Origin of the sequence: Rhodococcus sp. PAMC28707, from assembly GCF_004795915.1 — a bacterium.
Lineage (GTDB): Bacteria > Actinomycetota > Actinomycetes > Mycobacteriales > Mycobacteriaceae > Rhodococcoides.
Genome location: NZ_CP039253.1, coordinates 102,163 through 124,958 on the forward strand (window position 1 = coordinate 102,163; position 22,796 = coordinate 124,958).

The window sequence follows — 22,796 nt, forward strand, 5'->3', positions numbered from 1 at the left end:
AAATCGGACACCGGGCGGCGGCACTCACTCCGTTACGAAGTCGACCAGCTGTTCGACCGCTCCGATCAGTGGGGCTTCGAGATCTCGGAACGTCGAGACCGACGAATACACATGTCGCCAGCCCTCCTTCGGAGTTCCCCACCCGAGCTCGCGACAGATTCCCGTCTTCCAATCCTGACCGCGAGGAATCTTCGGCCAAGCGCTGATTCCAACCGCTTTCGGCCGTACTGCTTCCCACACGTCGATGTACGGGTGACCGGTGACAAGTACATGCGGGCCGAGCGAGGCAGTCAATTTCGACTCCTTGGATCCCGTGACGAGGTGGTCGACCAGGACACCTACTCGCCGGCCAGGGCCTGGTTCGAATTCGGCCAGGCGCTCACCCAGATTGTCCAGCCCCTCCAAGTGCTCTACAACGACACCCTCTACCCGGAGGTCGTGGCCCCACACACTTTCCACCAGGGCAGCGTCGTGCACGCCCTCGACCCAGATCCGGCTGGCACGAGCGGTACGAGCACGCAAACCCTCGACCTTGGTAGAGCCGGAAGCCGATCGCGTCGACTCGGCCTTCTTCGGAGAAGCCGTCGCACGCACGAGGGTGACGCGCTTGCCATCGATCAGAAATGCCGCTTCGCGCAATGCGAACAACCGCGTCGTGCGAGCTGAATCCTCCAGGCGTACGAAATCACCGTCGTATGTGCGCTCGAACCCGACCACCGCACCGCAATAGCCGGTAGCCGAGTCCTCGACGACGAGTCCGCGCTCGGCCGGCACCTGCGGGACAGGCACCTTTCGCATGCGGCTGTGTCCTGAAAGTATGTCTTCGCCGTACATGTTCGTCACGGCCGACAACGGTAGCCACCCCCACGCCCGAGCGCGCGTCGCCACGCCGACCTATGCTTGGAAGTCGTGAGTTCTCCAAGTGCAAGCCTTGCCGTATGGGCCAGCTCGTGGCTGGCCGGATTCAGTGCGCCCGACAACGTGATCGATTCGATGGCGGAGTGGGCACCGATGCATCTGGCAGTTGCCGGCGACCAAGAAACGGCGCTCGAGACCGGGCTGCCATGGCCGAGTCCTCGCGACGAGGGCGTGGCAGGCCTACTGACCCTCATTCGCGCTCAGGTACCGAGTGACCGCACCAACCCCGCAATCGAACTCCTCCTCCCCCATCCTGGTGCCACGTCGAACGTGTCACCGAAGAGCATGTTCGGGCGCCTGGCCATTCAGACCGGAGAAGCCGTTCTGGTCGGCGATCCCGAGACCCGAGGACTGGGACTCGTACCGACTGTAGAGGGGCCGGACGTCCTCCGATGGACGGTGTTCTCGATCGTCCTGCCGCCGCGTGCGATGCGCGACTTCACGCTCGGGGAAGCCGAATACGCCATGCGTGAAGCGGTTCGTGGCGCTGCCGAAGCCCTCGGCTCGCTTCAATCACTACCGACGCGAACCGAACTGGGAGACCCCCGAACACGTATCTCCGCCGAACTCGCCGATCTCGGCCGACACCGCTATCCGTCGGAAATGTCGGACCGGGCACTTCGAGTGCTCGAGTCGGCAGATCGAGTGGCAGCCATTCTTTCGGTGGCGCAACACTCTTCCCCGACCGAGCCCGCCACGGCACTCGGAGCGGCAGCACGTGAGGATTTGATCAGACCGTTGTGGGCTGCGGTGAGGAAAGCTCGTGCGATAGCACTCTCCACGAGTATCGAATCCAGGGCGCCAGGCCGCTAGCTGGGCCGTGTTGGGCGAACGGGCTGCTCGCAGCATCGAATTGCGCATCGACTGCCGTTGAGTGTCGAGCCGTACTTCGGGACACTTCCGATTCCACGCGGCGTCGCGTGGCTGAGGTGCTCTTCGACGAGTTCGAGGATCATCTGCGCGAACCGAGGATCGGTTCCCGGTGTCGAGGCCCGCGCGAAAGCCATATTGAGCTCCGTGGCCTTTTCCTCGGCCTCGGTGTCGAGGTCCCAGACGACTTCGAGGTGATCGGAGACGAATCCCACCGGACAAACGACTACCGCTTCTACGCCCTTGTCCGACAGTGCATCCAAATGGTCGCAGATGTCCGGTTCCAGCCATGGCACCTGCGGCGGACCTGACCGCGACTGCCAGACGAGGTCGTAGTCGTCCACACCGACGGCTGCCGCAGCGAGCCTGGACGCTTCCGCCACCTGCCTGCTGTAGAGGTGGCCGCCGTCGGCCGGGGGCCCGGCATTAGCGTCGGCAGCGCTCGGAATCGAATGTGCTGTGAACACCAATCTCGCCTTCGAGCGATTCTCGGGAGACAGCGAATCCATCGCGGCCGTAATCGAATCGGCGAAAGCGGCGATCAGTAAGGGATGGTCGTAGTACTGCCTGATCTTCACCAGGTCGGGTGCGTCGGAACCGACAGCTTCCCTGGCTCTGGCCACATCCTCGTGGTACTGGCGACAACCCGAGTAACCACCCCACGCCGACGTCGGAAACACCAGCGCGCGTTCGATACCGTCCGATTGCATCTGCGCGAGGGTGTCCTCGACCATCGGATGCCAGTTCCTGTTACCGAAATAGATCGGCAGGTCGACACCGGCCGTGGCGAATTCAGCTTCCAGAGCGGAGATGATGTCGCGATTGAGCGCATTTATCGGCGACACACCGCCGAAGTGCATGTAGTGCTCGACTACCTCGTCGAGTCGCTCGGGCGGAACCCCACGCCCGCGCGTCACATTTTCCAGAAACGGCCGAACATGTGCAGGCTCCTCCGGGCCGCCGAAGGAAAGAACCAGGATCGCATCGAAACCCGCAGACTCGGTCATGTCCCCATTGTGCGCGCTCGAAGACAACAGGTTCGCTCAGGTCGCCTCATGCAAGCATCGATCCACCATCTGGTAGGCCCCCACTCGTCGATGCTCACATGAGGCGAGGCGGACTACATGTCGTCGGGCAACCAGGTGTTGTGGCTGGCGCCGCCGTCGACGTACACGATCGAGCCGGTCGTTCCTGGCAACCAATCCGACAGCAACGCCACGATCGACTTGGCGACCACGGTCGGGTTGTCTACGTCCCAGCCGATCGGCGCCGATCCGGACCAGTAATCGTTGAGCTGATTCATCTTGGTGGCGTCGCCGGTAGCCGTTCCGGCGATGGCCTTGGCAGCAAGGGTCTTGATCGGCCCAGCAGCAACCAGATTGGACCTGATCTTCTTCGCGGCGCCTACTTCACGAGCCACGTACCGGTTGACCGACTCGAGTGCAGCCTTTGCCACGCCCATCCAGTTGTAGTACGGCATCGAGGTACGCGGATCGAAGTCCATCCCGACGATGGAACCGCCCTCGTTCATGACAGGCAGAACAGCCCGCGCCAGCGACGCGTAACTCCACGCGGAGATTTCGAATGCACGCGCCGCGTCGGGACCGGGCCCCTCGAGGAACGGCAACGCACCCGGGCCCATGAGTGTGCGAGGCGCAAAAGCGATCGAATGCAAGACGCCGTCGATGCCTTCGGGGGCTACTTCACGAATACGATCGGCGAGCGCCGACAGGTGCTCCTCGTTGGTGGCGTCGAGTTCGATCGCGGGGGGCACTTCCTTCGGCAGGCGCTGTGCGATGCGATCGATCAACCGAAGCCGATCGAACCCCGTGATGATGACCTTCGCGCCTTGCTCCTGCGCCATGGCTGCGGCGTGGAACGCAATGGAGGCATCAGTGATGATGCCGGTGATGAGAATTGTCTTTCCTTCGAGCAGTCCGCCCATGTTCTTCCTTACCGATCGAATCGAAATGAGAAAAGAGGTCTACCAGTTGCGAAAACTTGGATGTCCGAGCGATCAGTGGCCCATGCCGAGACCACCGTCGACGGGAATGACCGCGCCCGAGACGTACGCGGCATCCTCGGAGGCAAGCCAACTGACGACGCCGGCAACCTCGTCCGTCTTACCCTTGCGACCAAGCGGGATAGCGCTGACAGCCATCTCTTGGTACTTCTCGTCCAATGCCTGAGTCATCTCCGTGTCGATGAAGCCGGGAGCGACGACATTCGCCGTGATCGACCGGGACCCCAGCTCACGAGTGAGCGACCGAGCAAGCCCGATGACGCCGGCCTTCGACGCCGCATAGTTGGCTTGTCCGGGAGTTCCTGCCAGAGCCACGACGGATCCGATGAAAATGAAGCGGCCGTAACGGGCACGGAGCATCGAGCGGCTGGCGCGCTTGGCGACTCGGAAGGCGCCGGTCAGGTTCGCGTCGATCACGCGTGAGAACTGATCCTCGCTCATTCTCATGATCAGGGTGTCGTCGGTGATGCCGGCGTTCGACACCAGAACCTCGACCGGTCCGTGCTTCGCTTCGACCTCCTTGAAGGCGGCGTCGATCGACTCGGAATCGGTGACGTCACAGACAACCCCGAACAGGCCGTCGGGCACCCCGGAACCACGATGCGTCACGGCTACCTTGTGGCCGTCCTCCGCAAGTCTCTGAGCGATGGACAGACCGATACCTCGGTTCCCTCCGGTGACAAGTACCGATCGAGCAATGAAGTCTGGTTTGGACATGCCTGCAACCTATCTGTTCGTCCCGGAATGACAAAGCGAAACTTACTGGTGAGTAATAACAGCGAATCAGGGCAATCGTTGCCGAAGAACCAAAGCCGTGCCCAAACCCAATGCGGTGAGTACGACTCCGAGAATCAACCACGGACGGCTGGCATCTCCACGGGTGGTCTCGAACCCGATCTGCTCCTCCAGCGTGTCGTACACCGCGCGCAGTTCTTCGAGTGAGGACGCAGTGAAGAAGCTCCCACCGGAAAGATCGGCAATCTCCCGCAAGGACGGATCATCGACTGGAACCGGAACCCGCTCGACTCCCGACTCGTCTTCGATATCGACTGTCCCATAACTCGTTCCGAACGAGATTGTGGAAATCGGTACGTTCTTGTCCTTCGCGGCGCGCGCGGCAGTGTATCCACCCCGCGGATCGTCAGGGCTCTCCGGGACGGTCTGCTTGCCATCGGACAACAAGACGATTCGAGCGGGCGGGGCCGCATCGCCGCCACCGAGAACGGCTCCCAGCGTGTCGATCGACTGCAGCGAGGTGAAAATAGCCTCGCCAGTGGCCGTGCGTTCGCTCAATTGCAGTTTGTCGATGGCCGCCTTGGTCGCTTCTCGATTGGCGGTCGGAGATACGAGCACCGACGCCGTTCCAGCGAAAGCGACGAGTCCAAGGTTGATACCTGGAGTCAACCCTTCGGCGAACGACTTTCCTGCCTCCTGTGCAGCAGCCAGCCGAGACGGTTCGACGTCCGTTGCCTCCATCGACAACGACACGTCGATCACGAGTATCACCGTCGCCCGGTTTCGCGGCACTTTTTGATCAGCAGTCGGGCCCGCCAATGCAATTGTCAGCACGAGCAGACCGGCCAGGATCAGCGCAGTCGGCACGTGGCGCCAGTAACCCGGCCGCGTCGGCGCTACTTTCTCCAACAGCTCCATGTTCGAGAACCGCAAAGTGTGTTTGTGACGCCGTCGCTGCGCCAATACGTAGCCGACGACCAAACCGACAACGACGAGCACGAACAGCAGCCACCACGGTGAGGTGAACTCGGACAGACTCACCGGCGACCTGCCCGAGCCGAATTGACTGCGCTGGAGCCGAGAGTGTGTCGGCGTGAAGAAACGAAGCGGACGACGTCCGCTATCCAGTCGCCGTCGGTTCGAAGTGTCAAGCGCGGAGCGCCACATCGACGAAGCGCACGCTCGACGTCCTCGCGATGAGACGCGGCGGCTTCAGCGAAATCGGCACGCAACTGCGGCGTCGTGCTGAATTCACGGGTGCGACCGGTTTCGGGGTCGTGTAGGACCACATCCCCGACATCTGGCAGTTCGAGGTCCCGAGGATCGAGTACTTCCACTGCCAACACATCGTGTCGTGCAGAGATCGCTCGCAGAGATCGCTCCCAATCGATCGGCCCGAGAAAATCACTGATCACCACTGCCATCCCCCGCCTGCGTTGGGGGCGGCGGAGCGCCTCGATTGCCTCACGAAGATTTCCGCGCACACCGTCGGCGGCACTGGGCATCGTCGCGATGGTCCGCAGCAACGTCTGCGTGTGGATTCGGCCACCCCTGGCCGGGATCCGAGTCGTCTGTGCCCCAGTAGCAACCACAGCACCGATGCGATTACCTCCACCGCTGGTCAAGTGCGTGATTGCGGCGGCTGCCGCGACAGCCAGATCTCGCTTCTCGCATCCCGTCGTACCGAAATCGAGACTGGCCGACAGATCGACGACCATCCATGTTTCCAACTCGCGATCGGCAACAGACTGACGAACGTGTGGATGAGTCGTCCGAGCAGTCACCGACCAGTCCATCTGTCGGACATCGTCGCCAGGCTGGTACTCCCGCGCGTCACCGGGCTCGGAACCAGGTCCCGGAATCAATCCGAGATGGTCGCCGTGCAACACCCCGTCGAGACGACGGCGGACTGTCAACTCCAAGGTGCGCAACGCAGCAGCGAGTGTGGGGTCACGTAGTTCACCGCTCCGGAACGACGGGGGCCGCGAGTCGGGTGTTGGACCCGTCCCGCGGGCAAGTGCCCCGCTCACTGCTGCTGGCTACCCACGGCTGGGGAACTCCCCGCGGATTTGTCCAGGGACGGCGCTGGACCGGGCTGTCCTTGTTGCACGCCTGGGTTGTATCCCTGCTGCGGTACACCCTGCTGCGCTACCCCCTGCTGAGGCGTTCCTTGCTGCGGCATTCCCTGTTGCGGGGGACGCTGCGAAGCCGCGCCTTGGGTCGTCGGTTGCTGCGGGAAGAACGGCGTTTGAGGGGCCTGCTGCGAACCGATTGCTTGAGGGGCCACCTGGGGAAGCCCCACCGCCTGCAATACCCGAGTGATGACATCTTCCGGAGTCACCTCGTCGGCGAGTGCGTCGTAGGACAGGACGAGTCGGTGACGGAGAACGTCGGGGATCACTTCGAGCACGTCCTGCGGCACCACGTAGTCACGTCCTCGCACCAGAGCAAGGGCCCGCGATGCCGCGATGATTCCGAGAGTTGCTCGCGGCGACGCACCGTAGGCGATCCAACTTGCAACGTCATCGAGGCCAAGTTGTTCCGGCGTTCTCGTCGCAGCGATGACGCGGACGACGTAGTCGACGAGTGCGTGATGAACGAATACCGAACTCGCGACGTTTTGGAGCCGCACCAGCTCCTCTGGATCGAGGATCTGCTTCGGCGTCGGGACAGCGGTGCCCATCCGGTAGACGATTTCGCGTTCTTCCTCGACCGAGGGGTAGTCGACGACGATCTTGAACAAGAACCGGTCACGCTGAGCTTCCGGAAGGGGATAGACACCTTCGTTCTCGATCGGGTTCTGTGTCGCCATGACAAGAAATGGGTCGGGCATCGGGAACGTGTGACCACCGATGGACACTTGCCGCTCCGCCATAACTTCCAGCAACGCGGACTGCACTTTGGCGGGCGCGCGGTTGATCTCGTCGGCCAGCACGAAGTTGGCAACGACCGGGCCTAGTTCGGTGTCGAATTCTTCGCGACCCTGCCGGTAGATGCGGGTACCGATCAGGTCGGTGGGCACCAGGTCGGGCGTGAATTGAACGCGAGAGAACGTTCCACCGACAACCTTGGCGAAAGTTTCCACGGCAAGGGTCTTCGCCACTCCAGGCACTCCTTCGAGGAGTACGTGACCGCGTGCAAGAAGCCCTACGAGGATCCTTTCGACCAATCGATCCTGGCCGACGATCACCCGCTTGACCTCGTACACGGCCTTCTCGAGGATCTGCACATCATGTGCGAGCCCCGCTGCATCGGTGCGGCCCGATCCATTCCCGCCCGAAACGCCGCCCTTGGTCATGCTGCCGTTCGACCCGCTGTCCTGCGAGACGCTACCGTTCGATTCGGCGCCGTCACGTGATGTCACCAAGAATTCACCGCTTTCACTCGAATCACTTCTCGGGCACGTTCGGTATCGACCATCGACTATTTCAGTCGATGACTACTTGCGCCGTGGGGCCGCCCCCCAAGGCTACCGATGTCTCCTGTGGGGCGAGCCTACCGAGTGGCCCCCGAAGAACTCTGTCAGGACACCATACGTACTGCATACGGCGTCATACCGTCGTATCGAACGGATGAAACCTTCACGATGTCACCGGATTGAGGGGCTTCGAGCATCTTCCCGTCGCCCAGATACAACGCAACGTGCTGACTGGCGTTCGGTCCATAAAAGATCATGTCCCCTCGCTTCATATTGGAGGACGGGACCTGTTTGCCTGCCGTGTACTGATAGCCCGTGTAGTGAGGCAGCGAGATGCCGAGTCCCCCGAATGCGTAGATCATCAATCCGGAGCAGTCGAAGCCGACCTTGTTGTAGTCGCCGTAGCTATCGGCCACTCCACCGTCCCGGATACCTTTCGTCGGTCCGTTCTCGTTGCCGCCACCCCAGGAATACGGGACGCCCAGCTGAGACATTCCGCGGTCTATGGCGAGTTCGATTGCTGCACTGCCGGTGAGAGACGGATTCGATTGACCTGAGCTTCGCGGCTTCTTCGGTGTCGTGGTTGTCGTGGTGCCCGTGCTGTCGGCAGAGTCGCCGCCGGTGGAGTCGCTGACGACAGAGTCCAGATCCTCGTCGATATCGGTGTGGGATCGTTGACCTGCTGCTGCGGCCGCCGCAGCCGCACTTGCAGCCTGGTTCGCTGCAACCCTCGCCGCGGCTTGAACTGCCGCTTGCTTCGCTGCTGCCGCCGCCGCGGCAATCGCCGCATCCTCGGCTGCCTTCTGTGACTCCCAGGTCGAGTATGCGACGCGCTGATCGGCAAGTCCTGCCACGTTCGATCGTGCGGAATCGAGCTGACTCTGCGCGGAGTCGCGCTCGCTCTCGATCGCAGCCTTCTGTTCTGCCTGGGCTTGCAACGCGGCGCGGGCTGTCGCTATCGCTTCCTCGGCATCTGCCTTCTTGGACTCTGCTGTCGAGGCTGCGGCATCGGCTCGCTGTTTGGACTCGCGAGCCGCGGAGTCACGGTTGGCCTGTTCGGTCCTGGCCCGCTGAAGACCGTCGAGCACAGCGTTCTGGCTGTTCGACAGAACCTTCAGCACCTGTGCACGGTCCAGAACGTCGTCCGGTCCACTCGATCCGAGGAAAGAGGACACCGAGGCGACACCTGTGCCCTGGGTGTAACTCGACACGGCGAAGTTGTTGAACTTCTGCTGTGCCGCCTGGATTTGAACACCTGCATCGGTGAGAGCCTGCTGAGCAAAGACCACGAGTTGGGCAGCTACGTCAGCGGCGTCCCGAGCATTCTGAAGGTCGACGAGGGCCTTGTTGACGTCCTCGCGTTTGATCGCCACATCGGCATCGAGCTGGGCAAGCTGTTGGTTTGCAGACGCGACTTGGTTGATCAACGAACCCACGGCACCGAGCTGTTGCTCTACCGCGGATCCCGCGGCGGCAAGGTCGGAGTCGGATGGATTGGGCGGCGGCGGCGGAACAGCGAGAGCCGTGCTGGACGCACCGCTGATCAACGCAACAACAATTCCGGCCCCAACGAACATTCTCGCCGTGTTGGAGAACGCGCAGCTGCGTGTTCCGCGGAATGCTCGTCGCCTCAAAGTTGTCTCCCTCTGGTCCGGCGCTCGCGACGTTCTATCGATCGTCGACGCCGGAAGAGAGGACCCGGCACCCACATCGGGTGCTGGAAATCACGCTCACCGGGCAGGGAGGAAGCACGCAGCATCAGCACAGGTGTAAACCACGTCGGTCCCACCCGAAGCAGGCGTCACCCGAGGTAACTCGGATAGACCTCTGCCCTCTGCGACACTCCTTCCCCAGCAGTGCCAATGGCACCGTACGACACTTTGCACACTAAAGAAACTCCAGCCTCTAAGAACACATATGTAATTCGACCAGCGCAAATACCCTGAACTCGGTATATACGCGAAACAGTTTTTTCGACTTTTTCCGAGAGACGAAGAACGCCCCGACCAGAAGGTCGGGGCGTTCGTTTCTGCGGTCTCCAGCAGAATCGATATTCAGCGGTCGGTGGCAGACTCGCCAGAAGTGTTGCTCGGTTCGGAATCCGGCGTAAGCCGCTCCGTCTCGCGGGGCTCCGACGTCGAGATACTCCGCGCTTTATGGCGCCGGATCTTCGCAACTGCAGTTACTGCTGCCGCCGCCGTCACGAGCACCAGGATCAAACCCGTAATCAAACCCCACGGAGTCTGCGGGCCGACCAGTGAGTCGACGAAGTTGTCGGCTCCGATGACGGGATTGCCCGTGTAGGTGCGATCTTGCCCAGCCTCGAGCGTGACTCGACTCACCGCGTCAGAGAAGGACCCCACCTGACCTGGACTCAAGACAAGGATTGTGCCGCCGTCCTGGGTTCCGACCGCCGTCGCGAGATCACGCAACTGAGAATCGTGAACGGGGTCCCTTTCCATGACCACGATGCCGAGATCGACTCCGTGCTCTTCTGCGCGCTGGACTACGGCCTGCAGATCGCTCCGAAGTGCAGAAGGCGCACTGACACCGGACTCGGCGATGTCGGCCACGATCGAATCGATGTCGGTGCCGGGCGGGACTTCGGCGGCCAGCGGGACAACAGCAAGAATCGGATCAGGCATCTCTCGTCCAGTTGCAATAGCGGAGTCGGTGGGTGGCGGTCGTTACCGAAGAGTACGAGCGGACCGTCCGAACCCTACGTCACCGACACCTGTCGGGACCGCATTGGACACTCACCGCATCGCCCGAAATGAGGTTGCCCTGCATTGCGAAGGTAGTGCCACTGCGTGAGGATTGTCGGTGCGGGGCACGCCGACGCACCATCAGGCCTGCCCTCAGGGTTTCACAGGACAAGCGTACTGTTAGACTTACAACGAGGCGTTCGGCGCACCGCTCGGTCGCGTAGAAGGTCTCGCTTCAACCGTCGACACAGCCCCGTCGGCGGTGTGCCTCATAGACGAGTGGAGCTGAAGTGACCGCTAGTAATAACTCATTCGGTGCAAAGGGCACCCTCGAGGTCGGAAAGAACTCCTACGAGATCTTCCGACTGTCGGCCTTGCCCGGTGCCGAAAAGTTGCCATATGCACTGAAAGTCCTCGCGGAGAACCTCCTTCGCACCGAGGACGGTGCCAACATCACCGCCGACCATATCCGTTCGATCGCTTCGTGGGATCCGTCCGCGGACCCGAGCATCGAAATCCAGTTCACCCCAGCTCGTGTCATCATGCAGGACTTCACCGGCGTGCCATGCATCGTCGACCTGGCCACCATGCGCGAAGCCGTGACCACACTGGGCGGCGACCCGAGCAAGGTCAACCCGCTCTCTCCTGCCGACATGGTCATCGACCACTCGGTGATTCTCGACGTATTCGGCCGCGCCGACGCCCTCGAGCGCAACGTCGACCTCGAGTACGAGCGCAACGGCGAGCGCTACCAGTTCCTTCGCTGGGGACAGGGCGCATTCGACGACTTCAAGGTCGTTCCCCCCGGCATGGGTATCGTGCACCAGGTCAATATCGAGTACCTGGCACCGACCGTCATGACCCGCAACGGCCAGGCGTATCCCGATACCTGCGTCGGCACCGATTCACACACCACGATGGTCAACGGCCTGGGCGTGTTGGGTTGGGGCGTCGGCGGGATCGAAGCCGAGGCAGCAATGCTCGGCCAGCCCGTCTCGATGCTCATCCCCCGCGTCGTCGGCTTCAAGCTCTCCGGCGAGATTCAGCCCGGCGTGACCGCGACCGACGTCGTCCTCACCGCGACCGAAATGCTCCGTAAGCACGGCGTCGTCGGCAAGTTCGTGGAGTTCTACGGCAAGGGCGTCGCAGAAGTACCTCTGGCCAACCGAGCAACGCTGGGCAACATGAGCCCCGAGTTCGGCTCCACCGCGGCGATCTTCCCGATCGACGAAGAGACCATCAACTACCTGCGCCTGACCGGCCGCAGCGACGAGCAACTGGCGCTCGTCGAGGCGTACGCCAAGGAACAGGGCATGTGGCACGACCCGGAGAACGAGCCCGTCTACTCCGAGTACATCGAGCTCGACCTCAACACCGTCGTTCCGTCCATTGCCGGACCGAAGCGCCCGCAGGACCGAATCCTGTTGTCGGAGTCCAAGCCTGCGTTCCGCAGGGACATCCACAACTACGTCGATGAGAGCCACGCCGCACACGAAGGTGACAGCAAGCTCGACGAGGCACTCAACGAGTCCTTCCCGGCGAGCGACCCCGCTTCCCTGTCCTTCACCGAGGACGCAGCCGTCGCCGTCCAGTCCGCCGCATACGGCTCCGACGGTCGTCCGAGCAAGCCGATCACCGTCAAGTCCGAAGAGGGCGCCGAGTTCGTACTCGACCATGGCGCGGTCGTCGTCGCAGGCATCACCTCGTGCACCAACACCTCGAACCCGTCGGTCATGCTCGGCGCTGCACTGCTCGCACGCAACGCCGTCGACAAGGGCTTGACCACCAAGCCATGGGTCAAGACCAACATGGCGCCCGGCTCGCAGGTAGTCACCGACTACTACGAGAAGGCCGGTCTGTGGCCTTACCTCGAGAAGCTCGGCTACTACCTCGGTGGCTACGGATGCACAACCTGCATCGGCAACACCGGTCCGCTCGCAGAGCCGATCTCGAAAGCGATCAACGACAACGACCTTTCGGTCACTGCAGTGCTCTCCGGTAACCGAAACTTCGAAGGCCGAATCTCCCCCGACGTCAAGATGAACTACTTGGCGTCTCCGCCGCTCGTCATCGCATACGGCCTCGCCGGCACGATGGACTTCGACTTCGAGACCGATTCGCTCGGAAACGACCACGACGGCAAGCCGGTCTACTTGAAGGACATCTGGCCGTCCGCACAGGAGATCGACGACACGATCAAGTCGTCCATCAGCCAGGACATGTTCCGCAAGTCGTACAAGACGATCTTCGACGGAGACAGTCGCTGGCAGAACCTCTCGACCCCCGAGGGCGACACGTTCGCGTGGGACGAGAAGTCCACTTATGTGCGCAAGCCTCCGTACTTCGACGGTATGACGATGGATCCGGAGCCGGTCAAGGACATCAAGGGCGCTCGCGTCCTCGCACTGCTGGGAGATTCGGTCACCACCGACCACATCAGCCCGGCCGGCCCGATCAAGGCCGGAACGCCTGCTGCCCAGTACTTGGACTCGCATGGCGTCGAGCGCAAGGACTACAACTCGCTGGGTTCGCGCCGGGGCAACCACGAGGTCATGATTCGTGGAACGTTCGCGAACATCCGCCTGAAGAACCAGCTCCTCGATGACGTCTCGGGCGGTTACACCCGTGACTTCACCCTGGAAGATGGACCGCAGGCGTTCATCTACGACGCTTCGCAGAACTACCAGGCTGCGGGAATTCCGCTCGTGGTCCTCGGTGGCAAGGAATACGGTAGCGGCTCCTCACGTGACTGGGCAGCCAAGGGCACCAGCCTGCTCGGCGTGAAGGCCGTCATCACGGAGTCCTTCGAGCGTATTCACCGCTCCAACCTCATCGGGATGGGCGTTGTTCCGCTTCAGTTCCCGGTTGGCGAGAGCGCAGCATCGCTGAAGCTCGACGGTACCGAGACATTCGATATCGTCGGCGTCGAGAAGCTGAACGAGGGTGTCACACCCAAGACGATGGCTGTCACTGCGACGAAGACCGACGGCACGAAGGTCGAATTCGACGCCGTGGTGCGTATCGACACCCCCGGTGAGGCGGACTACTACCGCAACGGCGGAATCTTGCAGTACGTCCTCCGCAATATGATCAGAGGCTAGGCACTTCTTTGGGCTCAGCGCTGGTGAGTGAACTCGACCAGTGAGCACGCAGAACGCGCACGACCACTTCGAGCACGGTTCAGGCTCGAACAGACAGTGGGCGTGCGCGTTCTGCGCTGAAGGCGGGAACACGTATCAGCCGATGAAGGAGGCAGTGTGCCGAAGGTCAGCGAGGACCATTTGGCAGCACGGCGTAGTGAGATTCTCGACGGCGCACGACGTTGCTTCGGTGAATTCGGCTACGAAGGTGCGACGGTCCGCCGCCTCGAGGAGACGACTGGCCTGTCCAGAGGCGCGATCTTTCACCACTTCAAGGACAAGGACGGGCTGTTTCTCGCGCTCGCGCAGGAAGATGCTCGGCGGATGGCAGAAGTGGCTGCTCGTCAAGGCCTGGTTCAGGTCATGCGGGACATTCTCGAGCAACCCGATCGGTTCGAGTGGCTGGGTACTCGGCTGGAAATAGCGAGGCGCTTACGCACCGACCCGGAGTTCAGGAAGAGCTGGGCGGAGAAATCCTCGGAACTCACCGATGCAACCCTTGCCCGGCTGGAACGTCAGAAAACGGCAGGCAAACTGCGCGAGGACGTCCCGAAGGATGTGATGCACGATTATCTCGATCTCGTGCTCGACGGTCTTGTCGCTCGCATCGCCTCCGGTCAGGGGGGCCCCAACCTCTCGGCGGTACTGGACCTTGTCGAAGCATCGGTTCGCAGGCCCGACAGCGCTTAGCTTGATGTACAGCTAATCGGCGCGATGTGACTTCTTACGATTAGGGCCGCCCCTCGAACGTAACGCGACACCCGATTCGGCCAGGATCTTGTGCACGAATCCATAGGATCTGCCGAGATCGTGAGCGAGACTACGAATGCTGGCGCCTGCGGAGTACTGCTCCTGCAGTGAGGCACGCAGCCTCTCTCGCGAGTCGCCGATGATACGTACGCCTTTACCGATAGGCGGACCCTCGGATTCGGCGCAGGACCCTCGGGCCGGTTGTGGTGGCATGGCGTTCCTCCAGTCAGCGACACTTCACTCACCGAACACCCCCGCACATCCAGGGTAGAGGAATCCCCACTCCGACCACGAGAAAACCGCCGATCAGGCCAGCTGAATCAGTTCCAGATAGTCCTGTGACCAGTGGTCCTCGTTGCCGTCGGGCAGCAAGATGACTCGCTCGGGTGACAGGGCTTCGGCCGCACCGGGGTCGTGAGTGACCAGCACGACGGCTCCCTTGTAACTGCGCAGAGCATCGAGCACCTGTTCACGTGAAATCGGGTCGAGGTTGTTCGTAGGCTCGTCGAGAAGCAAGACGTTGGCAGCAGAGGACACAAGCCCGGCAAGTGCAAGCCTGGTCTTCTCGCCGCCCGACAGCGTGCCTGCCGGCTGTTCCAGCTGTGGTCCGGTGAACATGAACGCCCCCAGCAGCGAGCGCAACTCCTGCTCCCCCGTGTCCGGAGCCGCATGGCGAATGTTCTCCCACACCGACGCGCGATCGTCGAGTGTGTCGTGCTCCTGTGCGAAGTATCCGACGCGTAGCCCGTGGCCGGCGAGGATCTCACCTGCGTCGGACTTTTCGGTACCCGCCAGGATCCGGAGCAAGGTTGTCTTGCCCGCACCGTTGAGTCCGAGCACTACGACGCGGCTGCCGCGGTCGATGGCCAGATCGACTCCGGCGAAGATTTCCAACGACCCGTACATCTTGGTGAGGTTCTTCGCCATGAGGGGGGTCTTTCCGCAGGGTGCAGGCTCAGGGAAGCGGATATGCGCAACCTTGTCCGAGACTCGCTCGGCGTCGAGGTTTGCCATGAGCTTGTCAGCACGCTTTGCCATGTTCTGCGCGGCAACAGCTTTCGTGGCTTTCGCGCCCATCTTCGCGGCCTGCACGCGCAATGCGCCTGCCTTCTTCTCCGCATTGGCACGCTCACGCCGCCTGCGCTGCTCGTCGGTTGCCCGAGCATCGATGTACTTTTTCCAGTTCATGTTGTAGACATCGGCTTCGCCGCGTACCGCATCGAGGAACCACACGCGGTTGACTACGTCACTCAGAAGGTCGACGTCGTGGCTGATCACGATCAGTCCGCCATCGTGATTTTGCAGGAATCCCCGGAGCCAGGTGATGGAGTCTGCATCGAGGTGGTTGGTGGGTTCGTCGAGCAGCAGTGTCGTGTCGGACCGTCCGCCGCTCCCGTCGGAGGCCGCGAACAGAATGCGCGCCAGCTCCACGCGCCGACGTTGGCCACCGGACAGTGTGCGCAGTGCTTGCGCGAGGATGCGATCGGCAAGTCCCAGGCTGTTACAGATTCGCGCTGCTTCGCTCTCGGCTTCGTAGCCGCCCAGCGATGCGAATCGCTCCTCGAGCTCGCCGTACTTGCGGACCGCCTTGTCCAGAAGCGCCTCGTCGGCGACCTCGGCCATCAACGCCTGCTGCTTCTCCATTTGATGCAATAAAGTGTCGAGTCCGCGCGCGGAGAGAACTCGATCCCTGGCAAGCACATCGAGGTCGCCCTCTTTCGGATCCTGTGGCAAGTATCCGAGATCGCCTGTACGAACGACGGTGCCCGCGTAGGGCTCGCCCTCACCCGCAAGGATCCTCAGCGTCGTGGTCTTGCCGGCTCCGTTACGGCCGACCAACCCGATACGATCTCCGCCTTGTACGCGAAGTGCTGGTCCTTGAGTCGACAGCAACGTGCGGACACCGGCACGAACTTCCAAGTCGGTGGCGGTAATCACGCGGGTGCTCCTAGCTATAGCGGGCGAAGTTCGGCGTCTGGCCGTTTTCACGAGCGGTCGAGTCGCAGGCGGTAGCGAACGATGACTCGTCGAAGGTGCGCTGGGCCTGGCCCTGAAACCACTCATGGCCCATGAACCTCTCATTTTAACCCCTTGGGGGCCGTGCTACCGACCGTCCGAGCAGTGACACCGGTAACGTCTTGATTCATGACCGCCGCAAACACAGCCCGAGAACAGGATCTGACAGGCAAGGTTGCCCTCGTCACCGGTGCCAGCCGAGGAATCGGCAAGGCAATCGCCGCCGAATTGCTTGCTCGAGGCGCACGAGTAACGATCACCGCTCGCAAACCTGAACCGCTGGCCGAAGCGGCCCGCCAACTCGGCGAAGCCACAGGTAGCGGAACCGACAGGGTCCTTGCCATTGCAGGAAACGCCAGTGATGCCGACTCTCGTCGCGACTCGGTGGACAAGACGATCGAGGTATTCGGTTCGCTCGACATCCTGATCAACAACACCGGTATCAATCCTGTCTACGGTTCGCTGATGGACGCCGATCTCGACGGCGTCAAAAAAATCTTCGACACCAATGTCGTCGCCACACTGGGGTACATCCAGGAGGCCTACCGAGCCTGGATGGGAGCGCACGGTGGCGCGGTGGTGAACGTCGCGAGCGTCGCGGGCCTACGCTCGACGGGCGTGATCGCTGCGTACGGCGCGTCCAAAGCCGCCCTGATCCGCTTGACCGAAGAACTCGCGTGGCAGCTAGGACCATCGATCCGAGTGAACGCGGTCGCACCGGGCGTGGTGAAGACGAAGTTCGCCGAGGCACTGGTGGCTGGAGGCGAGGAGCAAGCTGCCGCGGCATATCCGATGAAGCGGCTCGGATCTCCGGAAGATGTCGCAAGCCTCGTGGGCTTTCTCGTGTCCGACGCATCGTCCTGGATCACCGGCGAAACTGTCCGAGTGGATGGCGGATTGCTGGCCACCGGCGGACTGTGAACGATTCAACGCCGTCCGAAGACGTCGCGGCGGACCTCGTTGTAGTCGGGCTCGGCCCGGCGGGTCGCGCCCTCTCACATCGAGCATCCGCCGCTGGCGTCGACGTCGTAGCCATCGATCCTCATCCGAACAGGCGCTGGACCCCGACATATTCAGCCTGGTCGGACGAGCTTCCCCACTGGCTCCCCGCCACAGCCGTCGCGTCGACCATCGCTCGCCCGGCGGCCTGGACTGTCCGACGTCACACGATCGATCGGACGTACTGCGTCCTCGACACCGCTGCGCTGCAACAGGTGCTCAGCGAAGGATCGGCTCGGGTGCTCCGGGGAACAGCACTATCGGTGACCAAGGACGCTGTTCGTCTCGCCGACGGGAGAACGGTCACCGGACGCACGATCGTCGACGCGCGCGGATCTGCCGGCGTGGTTGGTCTTGCCGAACAGACGGCATACGGCATCATCGTCGATCGCTCTGCCGGCGTTGAACTTCTCGAGGACACCAATGCTTGGTTCATGGACTGGCGATACGACAACGGCACGTCACCGCAGGAGGTACCGAGCTTTTTGTATGCGGTCCCGCTCGACGACGATCGAATTTTGCTCGAAGAGACCTGCCTTGTCGGAAGTCCGCCGCTGGGTCTCGATGTCCTACGAGATCGCCTCGCGAAACGATTACGCAACCGCGGCGCCCGCCCGACGGGCACCGAGCCGATCGAACGTGTCCGGTTCCCGGTACAACCGCCGACGCACCTGCGAGGTGAACGCGGCGCTGTGCGATTCGGTGCGCGATCCAGTCTCATGCACCCGGCCACCGGCTACAGCGTCGCAGCATCACTGGCCGCGGCCGACACCGTTGTAGCGACACTCCGCACCGGCAATTCCGTTCGCCCCCTTTCAGTTTGGGCGGTCCAACGTCTACGCAACCTCGGGCTTCGGACTGCTCTGAACCTCGAACCCGAACTGATCCCCCACTTCTTCGCCAGTTTCTTCGAGCTTCCGGTCGCCCAGCAGACCGCTTACTTGTCCAACCGAGCGGATCCACTCGCAACGATCAACGCCATGATGCGAATGTTTCCGACGCTGCCACCACGAGCTCGCATGGCGATAGCGCGAACGGTAATGACTCCGCGGCGGGGAAACGGCCACGACCTTTCGACTCGATAACGCAACTCTCGACACGACACCCTTGCCTCGTGAATCATGAACCGCATGCGTTCCATATGGAAGGGATCTATCGCCTTCGGGCTCGTCAATGTTCCGGTGAAGGTGTACTCAGCGACGGAGACACACGACATTCGGTTCCATCAAGTGCACGCGAAAGACGGCGGTCGGATCAAATATGATCGCGTCTGCTCCGAATGCGGAAAATCGGTGCAATTTGCCGACATCGACAAGGCGTACGACTCGCCCGACGGTGAACGCGTCATCCTGACGGACGAAGACTTCGACAAGCTTCCTTCCGCCGAAAGACATGAGATCCCGGTCCTGGAATTCGTGCCCACCGAACAAATCGATCCCATCCTGTACGACAAGAGCTATTTCCTCGAGCCCGACTCTTCGTCGCCGAAAGCATATGTGCTGTTGCGACAGACACTCCTGGATACAGAACGCACCGCGCTGGTCCATTTCACCTTGCGGCAAAAGACACGACTGGCCGCATTGCGGGTTCGCGACAACACTCTCGTCATCCAGACATTGCTGTGGCCAGACGAGGTGCGGGCCGCGGAGTTCCCCTCGCTGGACGACGCACCCGAAGCACGGCCTCAGGAAGTCAAGATGGCCACCTCGCTGGTGGAGAGCATGTCGACAGATTTCGATCCCACGGAATACACCGACGATTATCAAATCGAACTACGCAAGCTGATCGACGATACGATCGAAAACGGCGGCGAGAAAGTCGTCCGGGTCGAGGACGAGACCTCCAGCGATGGCGAAGACGCCGAGGTCGTCGATTTGGTGGCTGCCCTCCAACGCAGTGTGGAAGCCGCGGGCAAGAACGCCAAGACGGCACACTCGTCGTCCAATACCAAGACGGCCGCTAACAAGGATGCGTCGGAGAAGGATGCGTCGGAGAAGAAAACTCAGCAGAAGAAGACGACTGCAAAGACAGCACCCGGAAAAAAAGCTGTGGCGGCAAAACAGACTGCCGCCGACAAGTCATCGAAGTCGACGCCGGCTCGAAAAGGCGCGTAGAACGAACCTGCATCAAACATAACCCTGCAGCTTCGTCGACTAGGACACCTTCGAGTACCGGTAGGTTCACCAGAACGTCCAGGAATTACTGACCGTACTGGTGAACCTACGCGTCGCTACCCCTCGCTAGGCAAGGTTACACGGTAAAGCCGAGGGCCCTGAGCTGCTCACGTCCGTCGTCGGTGATCTTGTCCGGTCCCCAAGGCGGCATCCACACCCAATTGATCTTCAGGTCGGCGCACAGACCACTTCGTACAAGCGCGCCACGTGCCTGATCCTCGATGACGTCTGTCAGCGGGCACGCAGCCGAAGTCAGCGTCATGTCGACCGTGACGATGTCGTCGGCATCGATATTGATGTCGTATACCAGACCGAGGTCGACGACGTTGATCCCCAACTCGGGGTCGACCACATCGCGCATTGCCTCTTCGAGGTCTTCGAGAACCTTGATCTCATCCGGGGTAAGCGCTGCAGGCACCGTCGTAGGCGACGACTCGGCCACGGCCGACCCCGCCAAGTCGGTCTCCGGGGCGACAGTGCCACCGTCCTGCGAATCGGTTGTCTGTGTCTGGGTCATACTTGTCCTCCGGATCGTGCGGGTACTGCGGGAGTCTCTTCTACTATTCGAACAACCGCATCCTTGAAAGCCATCCATCCGAGCAGCGCACACTTGACGCGGGCCGGATATTTGGACACTCCGACGAACGCGATTCCATCACCGATGACTTCCTCGTCGCCATCCACGGTACCCCTGCTGCCGACCATTTCACTGAAGGCATCCACGACTCTCAACGCTTGCTCGACAGGTAGTCCGACGACCTGATCCGTCAGGACCGAAGTCGCAGCCTGACTGATCGAACAGCCCTGACCGTCGTAGGACACATCAGTAACAATGCCGCCATCATCGATGTTCACCCGCAATGTCACCTCGTCGCCGCAAGTCGGGTTCACATGGTGGACCTCGGCTCCGAACGGCTCGCGAAGACCGCGCCCGTGCGGATATTTGTAGTGGTCGAGAATGACCTCTTGATACATCTGTTCCATACGCATATCAGGCAGCACCCTTGGTCCCGAAGAATCTCTGGGCGTGCTCGATTGCGAAACCGAGCGCTTCGACTTCGTCGAGCGTGTTGTACAGAGCAAACGACGCCCTCGCGGTGGCTGCGACACCGAAACGACGGTGCAACGGCCACGCGCAATGGTGTCCCACCCGAACAGCAACACCGTCATCATCGAGAATCTGACCGAGATCGTGTGCGTGGACGCCCTCGACGACGAACGACACTGCTGACCCTCGATCGATGTTCTCGGTCGGTCCGATCACTCGAACACCCTCGATTTTCGCAAGCATGTCGAGTGTCGCGCCGACGAGTACGTGCTCGTGCGTCGCAATTGCGTCCATGCCGATGGACTCGAGATATGCGACCGCTGCGCCGAGGCCGACCACCTGAGAAGCCATCGGTACGCCCGCCTCGAACCGCTGAGGCGGCGGCGCGTAGGTGGTCTTCTCCATCGTCACAGTCTCGATCATCGAACCGCCTGTCACGAATGGCGGCATCGCATCGAGGAGTTCTGCCTTGCCGTACAACACGCCGACGCCCGACGGCGCCAGCATCTTGTGACCCGAGAACGCCGCATAGTCGACATCGAGTGCATGAAAGTCAACGCTCATGTGAGGCACGGACTGGCATGCGTCGAGCACGACGAGCGCCCCGACCTCACGAGCCCGTCGAACGAGCTCGGCAACAGGTGACACCGCGCCCGTCACGTTCGACTGATGAGTGAACGCGACAACCTTGACTGCGTCTGTGAGCTGCAGGGAATCGAGATCGACCCGTCCCTCGTCGGTCACCCCGAACCACCGCAGCGTGGCACCGGTTCGTCTGGCCAGTTCCTGCCAGGGCACGAGGTTGGCATGATGCTCGAGTTCCGTGATCACGATTTCGTCGCCAGGTCCGACGTGGCGATCGAATCGATCGTCTCCGAGAACATAGGTGACCAGATTGAGAGCCTCGGTGGCGTTCTTGGTGAACACGAGTTCATCGGCATCCGCACCGACGAACGACGCAATGGCGGCGCGGGCGCCCTCGTACGCATCGGTCGCTTCTTCAGCGAGCTGATGTGCGCCACGATGGACCGCGGCGTTGCACGTCAGCAGAAAATTACGTTCTGCGTCGAGAACCTGGACCGGGCGCTGAGAGGTCGCGCCCGAGTCCAGGTACACCAACGGCTTACCGTCGCGAACCGTACGCGAAAGGATCGGAAAATCGGCACGGATCGAGCTGACATCCAATGCGCTGTTCGACAGTGCTGCTGGTGCAGCCATACTTACGCTCCTGTGGTCGCAGGCTGAGTGAAAGCGGTGTAGCCGTCGGCCTCCAGCTCGTCTGCCAACTCGGCTCCACCGGACTTCACGATCTCGCCATCGACGAACACGTGAACGTAGTCGGGTTTGATGTAGCGAAGAATCCGCGTGTAGTGCGTGATCAGCAGAACGCCGCCGTTCTCCCGTTCCTTGTACTTGTTGACACCCTCCGAAACGACTCGAAGCGCATCGACGTCGAGACCGGAGTCTGTCTCGTCGAGGATGGCGATCTTGGGCTTCAGCATTCCGAGCTGCAAGATCTCATGGCGCTTCTTCTCACCACCGGAGAAGCCTTCGTTGACGTTCCGCTCGAGGAAAGCCGGATCGATTTCGAGTTCGGAGAGCGCAGTCTTGGCTTCCTTGACCCAGTGCCGAAGCTTCGGAGCCTCACCTCGGACCGCCGTCGCAGCAGTGCGGAGGAAGTTCGACATCGACACTCCGGGAACCTCGACCGGGTACTGCATCGCGAGGAACAAACCTGCGCGAGCCCGCTCGTCGACGGTCATCGCGAGCACGTCTTCGCCGTCGAGCGTGATGGTGCCCGAGGTCACTGCGTACTTCGGGTGACCGGCGATGGCGTAGGACAACGTCGATTTGCCGGATCCGTTGGGGCCCATGATCGCGTGTGTTTCACCGGACTTCACGGTCAGGTTCACACCCTTGAGGATGTTGATGGGCTCTGCGGTGGTATCGGAGTTTGCGACGCTGACGTGCAGGTCGCGGATTTCGAGCGTGGACATGAA

At 61.7% G+C, this 22,796-nt stretch carries 21 protein-coding genes; 6 read left to right on the forward strand and 15 right to left on the reverse strand.

Features of this window, described 5'->3' with window-relative positions; all coding sequences use genetic code 11:
• Positions 1-24: 24 nt before the first annotated feature.
• Positions 25-834, reverse strand: a complete 810-nt coding sequence (locus E5720_RS00410; protein ID WP_136172323.1) for a DUF3097 domain-containing protein — start codon at positions 832-834, stop codon at positions 25-27.
• 75 nt (positions 835-909) lie between these two features.
• Here E5720_RS00410 and E5720_RS00420 point away from each other — a divergent pair, with 75 nt between their 5' ends.
• Positions 910-1,731, forward strand: a complete 822-nt coding sequence (locus E5720_RS00420) for a hypothetical protein (RefSeq protein WP_210729922.1) — start codon at positions 910-912, stop codon at positions 1,729-1,731.
• Here the strand turns inward: E5720_RS00420 and E5720_RS00425 are convergent.
• From E5720_RS00425 to E5720_RS00460, 8 genes are all read right to left on the reverse strand, one after another.
• Complete coding sequence (locus E5720_RS00425; protein WP_136169038.1) at positions 1,728-2,795, reverse strand: ferrochelatase; 1,068 nt, start codon at positions 2,793-2,795, stop codon at positions 1,728-1,730. The two genes, E5720_RS00420 and E5720_RS00425, sit on opposite strands and share 4 nt — an antisense overlap.
• A 113-nt stretch (positions 2,796-2,908) precedes the next feature.
• Positions 2,909-3,733 carry an NADH-dependent enoyl-ACP reductase InhA gene (gene inhA, locus E5720_RS00430; protein ID WP_136169039.1) on the reverse strand — a complete coding sequence of 275 codons (825 nt, stop codon included), beginning with the start codon at positions 3,731-3,733 and terminating at the stop codon, positions 2,909-2,911.
• Between the two features lie 72 nt (positions 3,734-3,805).
• Complete coding sequence (gene fabG1, locus E5720_RS00435; protein WP_136169040.1) at positions 3,806-4,528, reverse strand: 3-oxoacyl-ACP reductase FabG1; 723 nt, start codon at positions 4,526-4,528, stop codon at positions 3,806-3,808.
• 66 nt (positions 4,529-4,594) lie between these two features.
• Complete coding sequence (locus E5720_RS00440; protein WP_136169041.1) at positions 4,595-5,587, reverse strand: VWA domain-containing protein; 993 nt, start codon at positions 5,585-5,587, stop codon at positions 4,595-4,597.
• Entirely contained in the window at positions 5,584-6,576 is a 993-nt protein-coding gene (locus E5720_RS00445; protein ID WP_136169042.1) for a DUF58 domain-containing protein, read from the reverse strand. Before E5720_RS00445 ends, E5720_RS00440 begins: the two co-directional genes overlap by 4 nt.
• Positions 6,573-7,910, reverse strand: coding sequence for an AAA family ATPase (locus E5720_RS00450; RefSeq protein ID WP_247596110.1), 1,338 nt, complete (start codon positions 7,908-7,910; stop codon positions 6,573-6,575). Before E5720_RS00450 ends, E5720_RS00445 begins: the two co-directional genes overlap by 4 nt.
• Positions 7,911-8,068: 158 nt before the next feature.
• Positions 8,069-9,541, reverse strand: coding sequence for an NlpC/P60 family protein (locus tag E5720_RS00455; protein ID WP_210729923.1), 1,473 nt, complete (start codon positions 9,539-9,541; stop codon positions 8,069-8,071).
• A 477-nt stretch (positions 9,542-10,018) separates the two neighbouring features.
• Entirely contained in the window at positions 10,019-10,609 is a 591-nt protein-coding gene (locus E5720_RS00460; protein ID WP_247596111.1) for a DUF6676 family protein, read from the reverse strand.
• Between the two features lie 350 nt (positions 10,610-10,959).
• On the opposite strand from E5720_RS00460, the gene acnA reads away from it, so the two are divergent.
• Both acnA and E5720_RS00470 read left to right on the forward strand, forming a co-directional pair.
• Complete coding sequence (gene acnA / locus E5720_RS00465) at positions 10,960-13,770, forward strand: aconitate hydratase AcnA (RefSeq protein WP_136169044.1); 2,811 nt, start codon at positions 10,960-10,962, stop codon at positions 13,768-13,770.
• A gap of 156 nt (positions 13,771-13,926) precedes the next feature.
• A complete protein-coding gene (locus E5720_RS00470; RefSeq protein ID WP_084349004.1) occupies positions 13,927-14,499 on the forward strand; it encodes a TetR/AcrR family transcriptional regulator in 573 nt (190 codons plus the stop codon).
• A gap of 12 nt (positions 14,500-14,511) precedes the next feature.
• On the opposite strand, the gene E5720_RS00475 is transcribed toward E5720_RS00470, so the two are convergent.
• Entirely contained in the window at positions 14,512-14,772 is a 261-nt protein-coding gene (locus E5720_RS00475) for a helix-turn-helix domain-containing protein (RefSeq protein WP_136169045.1), read from the reverse strand.
• 93 nt (positions 14,773-14,865) lie between these two features.
• Entirely contained in the window at positions 14,866-16,497 is a 1,632-nt protein-coding gene (locus E5720_RS00480; RefSeq protein ID WP_084348849.1) for an ABC-F family ATP-binding cassette domain-containing protein, read from the reverse strand.
• Between the two features lie 207 nt (positions 16,498-16,704).
• On the opposite strand from E5720_RS00480, the gene E5720_RS00485 reads away from it, so the two are divergent.
• From E5720_RS00485 to E5720_RS00495, 3 genes are read left to right on the forward strand one after another with little or no spacing between them, the layout of a single operon-like run.
• Complete coding sequence (locus E5720_RS00485; protein WP_136169046.1) at positions 16,705-17,496, forward strand: SDR family oxidoreductase; 792 nt, start codon at positions 16,705-16,707, stop codon at positions 17,494-17,496.
• On the forward strand, positions 17,493-18,659 hold the full coding sequence (locus E5720_RS00490) for a lycopene cyclase family protein (protein ID WP_136169047.1): 1,167 nt from the start codon (positions 17,493-17,495) through the stop codon (positions 18,657-18,659). The genes E5720_RS00485 and E5720_RS00490 overlap by 4 nt, the downstream gene beginning before the upstream one ends.
• A gap of 45 nt (positions 18,660-18,704) precedes the next feature.
• Positions 18,705-19,688 carry a Ku protein gene (locus E5720_RS00495; RefSeq protein ID WP_136169048.1) on the forward strand — a complete coding sequence of 328 codons (984 nt, stop codon included), beginning with the start codon at positions 18,705-18,707 and terminating at the stop codon, positions 19,686-19,688.
• Between the two features lie 136 nt (positions 19,689-19,824).
• Here the strand turns inward: E5720_RS00495 and E5720_RS00500 are convergent, their stop codons facing one another.
• From E5720_RS00500 to sufC, 4 genes are read right to left on the reverse strand one after another with little or no spacing between them, the layout of a single operon-like run.
• Entirely contained in the window at positions 19,825-20,265 is a 441-nt protein-coding gene (locus E5720_RS00500) for a metal-sulfur cluster assembly factor (protein ID WP_247596112.1), read from the reverse strand.
• On the reverse strand, positions 20,262-20,738 hold the full coding sequence (gene sufU, locus E5720_RS00505) for a Fe-S cluster assembly sulfur transfer protein SufU (RefSeq protein ID WP_136169049.1): 477 nt from the start codon (positions 20,736-20,738) through the stop codon (positions 20,262-20,264). The genes E5720_RS00500 and sufU overlap by 4 nt, the downstream gene beginning before the upstream one ends.
• 1 nt (position 20,739) lies before the next feature.
• The gene (locus tag E5720_RS00510) at positions 20,740-22,014 is read right to left on the reverse strand and encodes a cysteine desulfurase (protein ID WP_136169050.1); all 1,275 of its coding nucleotides are present in this window, start codon (positions 22,012-22,014) and stop codon (positions 20,740-20,742) included.
• A 2-nt stretch (positions 22,015-22,016) separates the two neighbouring features.
• Positions 22,017-22,793, reverse strand: a complete 777-nt coding sequence (gene sufC, locus E5720_RS00515; RefSeq protein WP_136169051.1) for a Fe-S cluster assembly ATPase SufC — start codon at positions 22,791-22,793, stop codon at positions 22,017-22,019.
• Positions 22,794-22,796: the final 3 nt, after the last annotated feature.

Bases quoted from the DNA above. Each gene is read 5' to 3' on its own strand.
- fabG1 (WP_136169040.1), bottom strand. From the start codon at position 4,528: ATGTCCAAACCAGACTTCATTGCTCGATCGGTACTTGTCACCGGAGGG.
- E5720_RS00460 (WP_247596111.1), bottom strand. From the start codon at position 10,609: ATGCCTGATCCGATTCTTGCTGTTGTCCCGCTGGCCGCCGAAGTCCCG.
- E5720_RS00485 (WP_136169046.1), top strand. From the start codon at position 16,705: ATGACCGCCGCAAACACAGCCCGAGAACAGGATCTGACAGGCAAGGTT.
- E5720_RS00510 (WP_136169050.1), bottom strand. From the start codon at position 22,014: ATGGCTGCACCAGCAGCACTGTCGAACAGCGCATTGGATGTCAGCTCG.
- E5720_RS00495 (WP_136169048.1), top strand. From the start codon at position 18,705: ATGCGTTCCATATGGAAGGGATCTATCGCCTTCGGGCTCGTCAATGTT.
- E5720_RS00500 (WP_247596112.1), bottom strand. From the start codon at position 20,265: ATGACCCAGACACAGACAACCGATTCGCAGGACGGTGGCACTGTCGCC.
- inhA (WP_136169039.1), bottom strand. From the start codon at position 3,733: ATGGGCGGACTGCTCGAAGGAAAGACAATTCTCATCACCGGCATCATC.
- sufU (WP_136169049.1), bottom strand. From the start codon at position 20,738: ATGCGTATGGAACAGATGTATCAAGAGGTCATTCTCGACCACTACAAA.
- E5720_RS00475 (WP_136169045.1), bottom strand. From the start codon at position 14,772: ATGCCACCACAACCGGCCCGAGGGTCCTGCGCCGAATCCGAGGGTCCG.
- E5720_RS00425 (WP_136169038.1), bottom strand. From the start codon at position 2,795: ATGACCGAGTCTGCGGGTTTCGATGCGATCCTGGTTCTTTCCTTCGGC.
- E5720_RS00410 (WP_136172323.1), bottom strand. From the start codon at position 834: ATGTACGGCGAAGACATACTTTCAGGACACAGCCGCATGCGAAAGGTG.
- sufC (WP_136169051.1), bottom strand. From the start codon at position 22,793: ATGTCCACGCTCGAAATCCGCGACCTGCACGTCAGCGTCGCAAACTCC.
- E5720_RS00455 (WP_210729923.1), bottom strand. From the start codon at position 9,541: ATGTTCGTTGGGGCCGGAATTGTTGTTGCGTTGATCAGCGGTGCGTCC.